This is a genomic window from Nostoc sp. (genome assembly GCF_036917315.1).
In the GTDB taxonomy this organism is placed as follows: Bacteria; Cyanobacteriota; Cyanobacteriia; order Cyanobacteriales; family Nostocaceae; genus Nostoc.
In genome coordinates, this window is the sequence record NZ_JBALDR010000002.1 from 242730 (window position 1) to 254004 (window position 11275).

Genomic DNA, 11275 nt, shown 5'->3' on the forward strand with positions numbered 1-11275 from the left:
CCTTGATATGAAAAAATAAGTACTCGCAGAGAATTACTTGGTCGTTCTCTGTATTTATTCTTAGTATATTTTATATCACTGTGCTTTAAAAGTTTTTTATTGATAGCGAAATTAATAAAAAATAAAATTAGTCAAAAGATTCCTGAAAAAATACGATGTCTAGCACGAGCTAACTCGTTGTAGACATCGCATTTTGAAAATAAATAAAATTTAGTTAAAGCTTTTTTACTTAATGGCTTGTCCCTGGTTACATCTAAATATGACAAACGTATTGTTCGATTCCAACTAAGCTAGCAACCATAGAAGTTAACTCATCTAAGTCTATTGGCTTGCGTTGGTATATATCATAACCTGCTAATAATGCACGTTTACGATCGTCCTCGAAAGTCGATGCCGTCAGAGCGATCGCTGGAATTTTTCTACCCCGCTTTGCTTCCAAATTTTTGACCTTCAAGAGTAGTGAGCAGCCATCTTCATTGGGTAAGCAAATGTCACTAATTAAGATGTCTGGTTTAAAAGATGACATTCTTTTTAGAGCCTCATCTGCTGAAGCAACTGCAATCACTTCTGCTCCCTCTAATTCAAAAAGGAAAGTAAGTAATATTCTCGTATCAGCGTCATCATCAACAACCAGCAATCGCAGACCTTGACAAGATATCGATTGATTAGACATTATTCTCACGGCTCCTTAGTTCAAAGACTTGAAGTAGGAATTACATTAAAAGCCACTATTTGTAAATGCTATTTGATGCATACTTTACTAAATCTTAAAGGAACTAATTAACAAGTGTCTGTCCGGTTTCGGACATAGTAACTTAATATTGTTCATTGGCGATGTCTACGACGGGCTACGCCTACGCGCCTTGGCTAATTCCCTAGCAACCGAGTAAATTCTTTTTGGATAACTCGATAACACTCGCAGGAAGTTGCTTCCAAATCCTCTCGATTCAGAATGCTAATTTGACCGCGTTGGTAGCGAATCATTCCGGCTCGACTCAGGGTGCTAGCCGCTACTGTCACACCGGAGCGTCGTACACCCAGCATCTGAGCGATAAATTCTTGCGTGAGCGGAAAATCATCTGATTCAAAACGGTCAGAGACTGTGAGCAGCCAACGAGCTAGCCGTTCTTCTAGGGTATGAAGACGGTTGCACGCACATGATTGTGTTAGTTCGGTATATATAGCTCGTATATAGCGCAGCAGCAGCTTTTGAATAGCTCCGCCCCGATTGAACTCGGTTCTAAATATATCTGCATCCATCTGCATTCCAGCGCCCGCAACTTGGACAAACGCTTTTGTGGTTGTTGTGTTGCCTCCTAAAATTACTGGGATACCGACCATACCTTCATTGCTCACTATCCCAACTTCCACCGTCGAACCATCTTCCATAATAGTGACTATAGAAACCACTGCGTTTTGGGGAAAATAGACGTGTGTGATGGGTTCTCCTGGTTCGTAAAGAACTTGCCGAGTGGGAAGCGAAACTAACTTTAGGTGCGGAATAAGACGCTCATAATCACTGGTTGGCAAAGCCGCAAGTAACCTATTTACTTGCGGCCTAATAATGTTGTCGCTCACTGAACATTAAAAGAGAAATTTGCTCATAATATTTTAAATCAAGTTATTTTTGCGAGTCGGTTCGGTTTCGCACATCTAACTCAAAAAAATTTTCTGGCTCGGTTACTGGGCATGAAGCCCAGTAACCGAGCAAATTCCTTTTGTATAACTTGATAACACTCACAGGAAGTTGCTTCTAAATCCTCTCGGTTCAGGATGCTAATATGACCGCGTTGGTAGGTAATCATTCCGGCTCGGCTGAGGGTGCTAGCCGCTACTGTCACACCGGAACGACGTACACCTAGCATCTGGGAGATAAATTCGTGCGTCAGTGGAAAATCTTCTGATTCAAGACGCTCAGAAACTGTCAGTAGCCAGCGAGCCAGCCGTTCCTCTAGGGTATGGAGACGGTTGCAGGCAGCACCTTGAGCTAGTTCAGAGTATACAGCTTGTACATAGCGCAGCAGCACGCTTTGAATAGCTCCGCCCCGATTGAACTCGGCTCTCAATACATCTGCATTGATTTGCATAGCAGCACCCGAAATCTGCACAAAGGCTGTTGTGGTTGTGGTGTTGTCTCCTAAAATTACCGGGATACCCACCATGCCTTCATTGCTTACTATCCCAACTTCCGCCGTTGAGCCATCTTCCATAGTGGTGACTATAGAAACCATTGCTTTATCAGGAAAATATACCTGTGTGATGGGTTCGGCTGCTTCGTAAAGAATTTGCTGAACTTGGAGCGGAACTAGTTTTAAATAGGGGAAAAGACGCTGATAATCACTATCTGGCAAAGCTGCCAACAGCTTATTTGGTCGTTGCTGAAAGAGGTTTTTATCTAATGACATTAGAAGTCACTCTCCTTAAGGTAGATGACTTTAGAAAAGCCAACTCAGGGCACAAGGAAAGGATTAAGGATCTGATCCTAATGTCAAAAGGTGTATTCCTAAAGAAACACGGGGACAATCTAAAAAATCTTAAATGAACACATTTCTTCAAGTCTGTGCGGTATCGTACATAGAGGCTCAAAAAAAATTATTTTTTCCGTTTATTGGGCTTATTGCCCAATAAACGGACATATTCATCTTCTATAATCTGATAACATTCGCAAGAGGTTTTTTCTAAAGCCTGTCGATTCAGGATGTTAATCTGACCGCGGTGGTAGGTGATGATTCCAGCTTCGCTTAGGATGTTCGCTGCTTCGGTGACACCAGCACGACGTACACCCAGCATCTGTGAAATAAATTCTTGCGTGAGGGGAAATTTTTCTGATTCAAGACGATCGGAAACTGTTAGCAGCCAGCGAGCCAGCCGCCTCTCTAGCTTATGAAGACGGTTGCAGGCAGATCCTTGTGCTATTTGAGTGTATACACCTTGCACGTAGCGCAGCAACAGGCTTTGAAGGGCTGTACCCCGATTAAACTCGCTTTTGAATATATTTGCATCCATCTGCATAGCACTGTCTGGAACCTGCACTAATGCTGTTGTGGTTGTGATGTTGTCTCCTAAAATTACTGGGATACCCACCATACCTTCATTGCTTATTAAACCAGCTTCTACAGTCGAGCCATCTTCCATAGTGGTGATTATAGAAACCACTGCTTTATTAGGAAAATAGACGTGTGCGATCGCTTCGCCTGCATCGTGGAGTATTTGCCGATTTGAGAGCGAAACTAGCTTTAGATGGGGCACAAGGCGTTCATAATCACTGGCTGGCAAAGCTGCCAGCAGCTTGTTTGCTGGTTTCTCAACGATATTTCTATCTAATGACATTGGGATTTTCCTAAATATAGCCGTCTCTAGAAAAGACAACTCACGGCATAAGGAGAAAATCCAGAGTCTAGCCTTAATGTCAAAAGGTGTATTCCCTAAAAAAGTTTTAGTAAGAGATTGAGGTTTTTATACTCATGTTTATGATATCACTAAATGAGTTGTTTATAATAACAAAAAATCCAACGAAATTAACTTAATTACATTTGCGATCGCATAAATTAAATAAAATTATATTCGCTAATCATATTGCTATAGACATGAGCATCGTTGTCAGCGATCGCAGCAAAAAATTCCTGATTATACAAGTCATTAAAACCTAAATCTTTTTCATTGCTACCAAATGTTTTTAGCTCTCCCAACCGATCTTGGTATATTTTAACTGTCTTAAAAAGAAGGTACTTAGAAATAATCATATTAATATGAATATTTATTAAGACTTTATTCTAGAAGAATCTTAAGATTTTTAAAATACTACGGTAAGCATACCGATTTATTGTACTATGTACTCAGTCTAAAGCAGTCCATTTCACAAATACTCAATAAAAGCAAGTATTTTCGACTACATATTTAAAATTTTGATGACCCAAAACTAACTCACTTATTTGGTTCATCTGTGCAATAATAAACAGCTATATACATTAACTACTTTTTATCTACTGATTTACAGTAGTATAAATAATATTTTCTCTGAAAAATTTATATTGGCTTAGTGCCAAATCCAGTATTGTTTGAAGCTAATTTACTTAAAAAATAATAATGCGCTTGACAAAATGCAAAATCTCCAATAAAAATATCACTGTTAAATTGACTGAATAACAACGCAGAAAGATGAAGTATAACCAACTTGGCAAGAGTGACTTAAAAGTTTCTGAAATTTGTCTGAGTACTATGACTTATGGACAGCAAAATACTATTGAAGAAGCCCATGAGCAACTAGATTATGCTATTGTCCAAGGAGTCAATTTTATTGATGCAGCAGAGATGTACCCTGTCCCAACAAGTGGCGAAACTTATGGATTAACAGAAACTTACATTGGGGAATGGTTAAAACGTCAACAAAGAGATCGAGTTATTTTAGCTACTAAAATTGCTGGCCCCGGCCGAGGCTTTAAATGGGTACGTGGAGGAGCCAAAGCAATCGATCGTGATAATATCAAACAAGCTGTAGATGATAGTTTAAAAAGATTACAGACAGACTATATCGATCTGTATCAAATTCACTGGCCAGATCGCTACGTGCCACGATTTGGACAAACAGTGTTCGATCCGACTCAGGTGGGAGAAACGGTTCCCATTGCTGAACAACTGGCAGTTTTTGACGATGTAATTAAGGCTGGTAAAATTCGCTATATCGGTTTGAGTAACGAAACACCTTGGGGAGTTGCCCAGTTTAGTAATGCTGCTAAACAATTAGGATTGCCCAAAGTTGTTTCCATTCAAAATGCTTACAACTTATTGAATCGAGTATTTGATGGAGCCTTAGCAGAAGCAGTTTATCACGAAGAAATTGGGTTACTAGCTTATAGTCCTTTAGCATTTGGCTTCTTGACTGGGAAATATCTAAACGGCAAACCAGAGAAAGCCAGAGTCACTTTGTTTGAAAATTTTGGTCAGCGCTATCTGAAACCGAAAGTCAGTCAAGCTGTATCAGCTTATGTAGAAATTGCCAAGCGCCATCAACTAAGTCCAGCGCATCTAGCCTTAGCATTTGTGCGGAGTCGTTGGTTTGTGCCTAGCACTATTATTGGTGCTACCACATTGGAACAACTTAAAGAGAATTTAGAAAGTCTGAATGTAGTTCTCGACAAAGACATTTTGGAAGAGTTGGATATAGTTCATGCTCAGTCGCCAAACCCAGCACCATAAGAGTTATCCCGGATTTCTCACGCATAGGCTTCAGGGGAAGAGGAGTGTGGGGAGTGTGGGGAGTGTGGGGGGTAAGACTTCTTCCCCATCCTCCCACACCCCTTGGATTTCTCACTTGTGAGAAATCCAGGTTATGAGTAGTGAGTGCTGAGGGCTGAGTAGTGAGTGTGAATTGTTCAGAAACGAGTCAAGGCAAGTTTGTAGTAAGGACTAAAGTCCTTATTTTCTAAGCACTAAAGTCCTTACTACGAGCTTCTGATTATTAAAAGTTTGCTTAGTGTCGATAATTTTTCACGCTACGTTCGCTTCAACAAGATTTTGCGACACTAACAATTTAAGATTTGGGATTTTGGATGAAAATTCAATTCCCAATGGCGATTAACAAGTCCTATTTACCAAGGAACTTAAACATGGCTGAAATTAAAGTATACAGTGCAGTTGTTTGTCCTTATGCTCACCGTACCCGCTTGGTACTCCAAGAGAAAGGCATTGACTTCGATTTGATTGAGATTGATTTGCAGAATAAGCCTGAAGGGTTTACCAAAGTTTCTCCTTATGGTAAAGTTCCTGCACTAACTCATGACGATAACCGAGTTTGGGAGTCAGCAGTAATTAACGAATATCTCGATGAGGTATTTCCCAATCCACCATTGTTACCCAGCAACCCCATTGATAGGGCACAAGCTCGTATTTGGATCGATTTTGCTAACACCAGATTCGTTCCCGCTTTTTCTACGCTGCTGCGGAGTTCAGATCCAGAAAAACAAGAAGAAGCGAAACAGGAACTATATAAACATCTGGAATTCATTGAAAACGAAGGTTTAGCAAAGCTATCTGGAGAAGGCCCTTACTGGTTTGGTGAATCTATCAGTTTGGTCGATTTTACCTATTTTCCTTGGTTTGAGCGCTGGGCTGCACTAAAGCAGTATCGTGGCTTTGGAATACCAGAGCAATTTACTCGTCTACGCCAGTGGAAACATGCTTTGAAAGAGCGTGAATCTGTGAAAGCGATCGCTCACTCTAAAGAATTCTACATCGAGCGATATGCTAAATTTGCTGCGCCTACTCTCGCTGCTGTTTAAACGTAATTCATAATACCAATTCAATTAATGATTGCAACACATCCTTGGGTAAAGACGCGATGAATCGCGTCTCTACAAATGGTCTATTTGTCGCATTGTTTTTTCCAATTGGTATAACTATGTTTCAACTGGGAATTCAAACCCCAGTTGAAACATAGAATTAAACTTTTTAAAATTACGAATTACGTTAGCGTAGCGTTAGCGAGTCCGCGAGCGTCATTACGACTTTACCGAAGTGAGCCGCGCTTTTGAGGTAATGATAAGCCTCTCGTGCTTCATTGAAGGGGAAAACTCGATCGATAATCGGTTTGATTTGATGCTGCTGCATCGCCTGATTCATCGCCTCAAACATTTCCCGACTGCCAACATAAATTCCCTGAACTGTTAAACTCTTAAAAAGTATTGGCATGGGGTCAATTTTATTTCCTCTACCTGACAATACGCCAATCAAACTAATACGTCCCCCAATGCGGACTGCTTGTAACGATTTTGGCAGAGTACCTGCACCGCCTACCTCAACTACACCATCTACACCCGTGCGATTGGTTAATTGATAAACTTGCTTTTCCCAATCTGGTGTTGTTTTGTAGTTGATTGTCTCGTCAGCACCAAGCTGTTTGGCTCGTGCCAACTTTTCATCACTGCTAGAAGTAATAATCGCTCTAGCACCATGTATCTTGGCAAACTGGAGAGCAAAAATTGAAACTCCTCCAGTACCGAGTAATAAAACACTATCACCTGCGCCAATATTGCCTTTTGTCACCAGTGCGTGCCAAGCTGTGACTGCTGCACAGGGTAAAGTTGCGCCTTCAATATAGGATAGGTAGTCAGGTAATATCACTAAACCATCATGGTGTAATAAGACATACTCAGCCAGCATTCCATCGATACCGCCTCCGAGATCGGATTTCATTTTCTCTTTGGTTAAAGAGCCATAAATCCAGTCTTGGAAGAAAATACCAGCGACGCGATCGCCTATTTTTACCCGTGTCACACCTTCCCCCACCGCTACAACTTCTCCCGCACCGTCAGACATGGGAATTAAGGGATATTTCTGTCCAGAACCGTAAGCTCCTTCAATGACAAGCAAATCGCGATAATTTAAAGATGTTGCCTTCACTTGAATCAGAACTTGTCCAGCTGCGGGTTTTGCTTGGGGGCGATCGACTAATGCCAGGGCATCAATTCCGGCGTTGCTTTGAATTTCGTAAGCTTTCACAGATGTCTTTCTTCTAGCTACAACTTTGGTATTGTAGCTAGGGTAAAAAAGAATCTAGAGACGTAGCAGTTGCTACATCTCTACAAGGGTTCTGCATAACGCATATTTAATTTCACTAGTAGGGTTGCCCTCATCCCCTAATCCCTTCTCCCATATTGGGAGGAAGGGGAACTGGACGCTACAGAGAATCTATGAACTGCTGTACTTTTTCTAAAAGTGGCTGATATTCAATTTGCTCTGCTAACTCTTGGGCATTTTGGTAGCACGATCGCGCCATTTTTTTGCGTTTCGTGGTGGCGTAAACGCTTCCCATATTTAGCAAAGTTGAAATTTCTCCGAGATTATCGCCCAGTTCTTGATAAATCACAATGGCTTGCTTGTAGAACTTCATTGCTTGGCGATGTTCTGCCAGGGTGCTGTAGGTAAAACCAATGTTGTGAAGGGTTGTTGCTTCACCAGAGCGATCGCTGATTGCTCGACGTGTCAAAAGAACTTGATAGTAGAGCAATAGCGCTTGTTTTGGTTGTCCTAAATCATGATATACAGAAGCAATATTGTTTAAGGTAGTTGCTTCTCCAAGCAAACTCTTCACAGCTCGTTGAATTGGCAGTGCTGCTTGAAAAAATTCTAGCGCTTGCTCAAACTTGCCTAAGACATTGTAGGCAAATCCAATGCCATTGAGCGTTGTTGCTTCACCAGAAAAGTCACCTAACAATCGCCGCATCCTCAAAATTTGGTGTTGTAGCAACAGTGCCCGTTTTGGTTCTCCTAAACGGGTATAAATTAGTGCGACATCATTAAGAGTAGAAACTTCACTTTGAGTATCTTGCGATCGCCTAAAGATTGGCAGTGCTTTGTCAAAATATTCCAACGCTTGCGAAAAGCGTCCAAGACGGCTGTAGGTAGAACCCAGATTGCTAAGTGCAGTGGCCTCTGCTGGCGCGTTGCCAATTTCAACAGCAACCGAAAGCGCCTGATGAAAACGCTCTAATGCTTTTTGAGGTTGCCAGCAACTGAGGTGAGCTAAACCCAAGTCGTTTAATGTATAACCTTCTCTGGCTCGGTCTGGGATTGCTCTAGCCAAGTGTAAATTTTTGGTTGCAAGATCGAGAGACTCTTGAAATTTCCCCCGTTGGTAGTAGCGGTTTGCTTGATCGCGACGTTGTTCCCATTCTTTGACTTGATTTAAAGGTTGCGTCATCTGACCTCAGTTGCATTCTGCGATAAGTAGGTAGAACATCTCTTGGGAATGAACCCCTCTTAGGTTTCCCAAATTTTAACCTCAATCTTCTATCTTTAGATATAAGACGTAAACAGATAAGTATGCTATTTTTTCATACTTACATGAATATTTATGAAGCAATTAATACAAATACTTTAGGAGCGGATAGCAGTCATTGCTGTCAACTTAAGCCGAAAACTATATAGGACAGGCATTTTGCAAATCCCTCACGCCCTCATCCCCTAACTCCTTCTCCCTTGGGAGAAGGGGAATTGAATGTCTAGCTCCCCTCTCACGGATGGGAGAGGGGCTGGGGGTGAGGGCAAAACGTTGTCACCAAGCGGGTTTAGCGTTAAGTTGACACCTATGCATAGCAGTCCGCCCTCCGATTCCCGATTTATTTCAAAAGTCGGAAATTTTGTTGTTAAATCGCTATTTTCAACTCAACTGTTGCCGCAACCACAAGGCCAGTAAAGGCAATGCCAGTTGATAACCTGGATCGGCATTATAAATCAAGCCTTTGTGCTGTAACCCAGTTAGCGCACCCTGAAGACTAAAAGTCCTTATGTTTAGGAGTTGGTTCGCCAATAATTCTGTGGGCTGCGGTTGTGAATCGTTTTGAGCCACCAAATTAAATTAAACAGTGGCAACATTTCTGGGTAGGGGACTGATAGTTTTAAGATTGCAAAATGTAAAGGGAATCATCCAAATCTTGAGGAATATCGGGTCTGTTTGAGTCGATGGGGGATATTATTCCCCGCACCTCTCAGTTAGATCCGTGCGTACCCGTTTCCGTGTACACGGCTCCCGATGTTCTTAGCTTGTGCTTTTGCTCATGTGTTTGTAATCGTGGCAACTCTCATGAATTGCTTCAAGATTATTTTTCTTCCAGTTGGCATGATTTCCGTCGATGTGATGCAGGTGAACCCTTTCTTCATCGATGAATTTTAAGCCGCAGGAAGCACATCTATGGTTTTGCTTCTTAAGAGCAGTAGAGGATTCGCCAGAATAGAGCTTACTGTTACGTTCGCTCCAGTAGGCTATATCTCCGTCATAGGGGGATTTGGTTCCTTTAACCATGACGTGTTTATTTTCGGAGTAAGGAACTGCTGGGAATGCTTTATCTAGTAATTTCTTGCTAGAGTGGCGGGTTTGCTTGGTTTCCTTGTTGAATACCGTGTAAGCTCTTTTTTGAATGTGGTATAACGAGTTTCTAGACCCGTCCATCTTGCAGAACTTATGGTAATTCCTCCAGCCTCTAACTATCGGGGCTAATTTCTCAGCCTTTGTGGTAGCACCATAATTCGAGTTGTTAACGATGTGTTTTACTTTCTTACGGAGTGCTTTGAAATTGTCCGTTGAAGGAGTACATCTAAACTTTCCGTTTTTCTGGATTTTAAAGTGCCAGCCGAGGAAATCAAACCCATCTGTCGTAGCGGTAACTTTGGTTTTCTTTTGGCTTACATTCATTCCGCGTTTGCGGAGGAACTCGCTGATTCTTTCAAGTATCTCTGTCGCATCATCTTCGGGTCGGAGTATAATAACCATGTCATCCGCGTATCGGATTGATGGCTCGACAATTCTATTTTTTGCGGTGTTGTTTGTGATCCTTTTACCGTATTTGTATTCGGTGTGGTATCTGTGTATACTCTCAATCCCGTTGAGTGCAATATTGGCAAGTATTGGACTGACCACTCCTCCTTGGGGTGTTCCCTGTTCCGGGAACTCTGGGTTGACTCCAGCCTTAAGGCATCGGAAGATACCGAGTTTTAAGCCTTTGGGGGCGATGAGTTCGTCCATTATTGCTGAGTGGTTAATCCTGTCGAAGCACTTCTCGATATCGAGTTCTATAACTCTTTTATCTATTCCGTTGCTTTGTGAGCATAGGTTGTCAAAGATGTACTTTTGTGCATCATGGGCAGAGCGCCCAGTTCTGAACCCATAACTCCTGGCGTGGAATGTTGCTTCGTGTACTGGTTCGAGTGCATATTTTGCAAGGCATTGCCAAGCTCTATCCGCGATGGTTGGTATTTTTAGCATTCTGGTAGTCCCATCCTTTTTGGGGAGGGGGATTTCCCGTAGTCCTTGATGCTTCCAATTTCCACTATTCATTTTCAGTAGTTCTTCAAGGTTGAAGCGTTCTTCAAATGAGAGGGATTTCTTACCATCAATACCCGCCGTTTTTTTGCCAGCATTTAGCTGAGATACAAGTCTAATTGCAAGAAATCGAGCCGAGGTGGATTTTAGAATAAGCTTTTGGAGAAACCTAGCTTTCCGCTTGTCGCCAACTTGAACAGCTTTGTACACGCGCTTTTGAAGGCGGAAAAGATTTCGGCGGAATTTCTTCCACGGTAAAGCTCTCCAAGATTCACTAGTTTTTACACTGTGTCTAATCATTTTCTCTTCTAGAGTTTGTGTATTCTGAACACCTCAGACCAATTACGGTCTGTCCTACCCGAATTGTGGGGATTCCTCCGCTCGTCTGGGCTACTTGGGGAACGAAAAGCCCCTAGACCCACAACTCGTTTTTATTCGTTCCCTCGGAGAGATTGATTG

At 41.9% G+C, this 11275-nt stretch carries 10 protein-coding genes and 1 pseudogene; 2 read left to right on the forward strand and 9 right to left on the reverse strand.

From position 1 onward, the window contains the following. Positions 1-253: 253 nt before the first annotated feature. From V7K84_RS01745 to V7K84_RS01765, 5 genes are all read right to left on the reverse strand, one after another. Positions 254-673 carry a response regulator gene (locus tag V7K84_RS01745; protein ID WP_334835775.1) on the reverse strand — a complete coding sequence of 140 codons (420 nt, stop codon included), beginning with the start codon at positions 671-673 and terminating at the stop codon, positions 254-256. A gap of 194 nt (positions 674-867) precedes the next feature. Beyond that, positions 868-1578 carry a Crp/Fnr family transcriptional regulator gene (locus V7K84_RS01750; protein ID WP_334835777.1) on the reverse strand — a complete coding sequence of 237 codons (711 nt, stop codon included), beginning with the start codon at positions 1576-1578 and terminating at the stop codon, positions 868-870. An 80-nt stretch (positions 1579-1658) separates the two neighbouring features. Next, positions 1659-2405, reverse strand: a complete 747-nt coding sequence (locus tag V7K84_RS01755) for a Crp/Fnr family transcriptional regulator (protein ID WP_334835779.1) — start codon at positions 2403-2405, stop codon at positions 1659-1661. Between the two features lie 187 nt (positions 2406-2592). After that, a complete protein-coding gene (locus tag V7K84_RS01760) occupies positions 2593-3330 on the reverse strand; it encodes a Crp/Fnr family transcriptional regulator (protein ID WP_334835781.1) in 738 nt (245 codons plus the stop codon). A 218-nt stretch (positions 3331-3548) separates the two neighbouring features. Beyond that, complete coding sequence (locus V7K84_RS01765) at positions 3549-3743, reverse strand: hypothetical protein (protein WP_334835783.1); 195 nt, start codon at positions 3741-3743, stop codon at positions 3549-3551. A 415-nt stretch (positions 3744-4158) separates the two neighbouring features. Here V7K84_RS01765 and V7K84_RS01770 point away from each other — a divergent pair, with 415 nt between their 5' ends. Together V7K84_RS01770 and V7K84_RS01775 are read left to right on the forward strand one after the other, a co-directional pair. Then, entirely contained in the window at positions 4159-5196 is a 1038-nt protein-coding gene (locus V7K84_RS01770) for an NADP(H)-dependent aldo-keto reductase (protein WP_334835785.1), read from the forward strand. Between the two features lie 410 nt (positions 5197-5606). Continuing rightward, positions 5607-6278, forward strand: coding sequence for a glutathione S-transferase family protein (locus tag V7K84_RS01775; RefSeq protein WP_334835787.1), 672 nt, complete (start codon positions 5607-5609; stop codon positions 6276-6278). Between the two features lie 187 nt (positions 6279-6465). On the opposite strand, the gene V7K84_RS01780 is transcribed toward V7K84_RS01775, so the two are convergent. The 4 genes and pseudogenes from V7K84_RS01780 to V7K84_RS01795 all read right to left on the reverse strand — a co-directional run bounded on the left by V7K84_RS01780 (position 6466) and on the right by V7K84_RS01795 (position 11116). Beyond that, positions 6466-7497 (reverse strand): zinc-dependent alcohol dehydrogenase family protein, encoded by a 1032-nt coding sequence (locus V7K84_RS01780; RefSeq protein ID WP_334835789.1) that lies wholly within the window; start codon positions 7495-7497, stop codon positions 6466-6468. Between the two features lie 178 nt (positions 7498-7675). Further along, positions 7676-8698 carry a tetratricopeptide repeat protein gene (locus V7K84_RS01785; protein WP_334835791.1) on the reverse strand — a complete coding sequence of 341 codons (1023 nt, stop codon included), beginning with the start codon at positions 8696-8698 and terminating at the stop codon, positions 7676-7678. Between the two features lie 459 nt (positions 8699-9157). Next, positions 9158-9283 (reverse strand): annotated as a pseudogene (locus V7K84_RS01790) (ATP-binding protein); the annotation flags it as partial. 252 nt (positions 9284-9535) lie between these two features. Further along, positions 9536-11116: a group II intron reverse transcriptase/maturase gene (locus tag V7K84_RS01795; protein WP_334835794.1), complete on the reverse strand. Its 1581-nt coding sequence runs from the start codon at positions 11114-11116 to the stop codon at positions 9536-9538. Between the last annotated feature and the right edge of the window lie 159 nt (positions 11117-11275).

Coding starts and splice junctions, on each gene's coding strand:
- V7K84_RS01745 (WP_334835775.1), bottom strand. CDS start 673: ATGTCTAATCAATCGATATCTTGTCAAGGTCTGCGATTGCTGGTTGTT.
- V7K84_RS01755 (WP_334835779.1), bottom strand. CDS start 2,405: ATGTCATTAGATAAAAACCTCTTTCAGCAACGACCAAATAAGCTGTTG.
- V7K84_RS01760 (WP_334835781.1), bottom strand. CDS start 3,330: ATGTCATTAGATAGAAATATCGTTGAGAAACCAGCAAACAAGCTGCTG.
- V7K84_RS01765 (WP_334835783.1), bottom strand. CDS start 3,743: ATGATTATTTCTAAGTACCTTCTTTTTAAGACAGTTAAAATATACCAA.
- V7K84_RS01770 (WP_334835785.1), top strand. CDS start 4,159: ATGAAGTATAACCAACTTGGCAAGAGTGACTTAAAAGTTTCTGAAATT.
- V7K84_RS01775 (WP_334835787.1), top strand. CDS start 5,607: ATGGCTGAAATTAAAGTATACAGTGCAGTTGTTTGTCCTTATGCTCAC.
- V7K84_RS01785 (WP_334835791.1), bottom strand. CDS start 8,698: ATGACGCAACCTTTAAATCAAGTCAAAGAATGGGAACAACGTCGCGAT.
- V7K84_RS01795 (WP_334835794.1), bottom strand. CDS start 11,116: ATGATTAGACACAGTGTAAAAACTAGTGAATCTTGGAGAGCTTTACCG.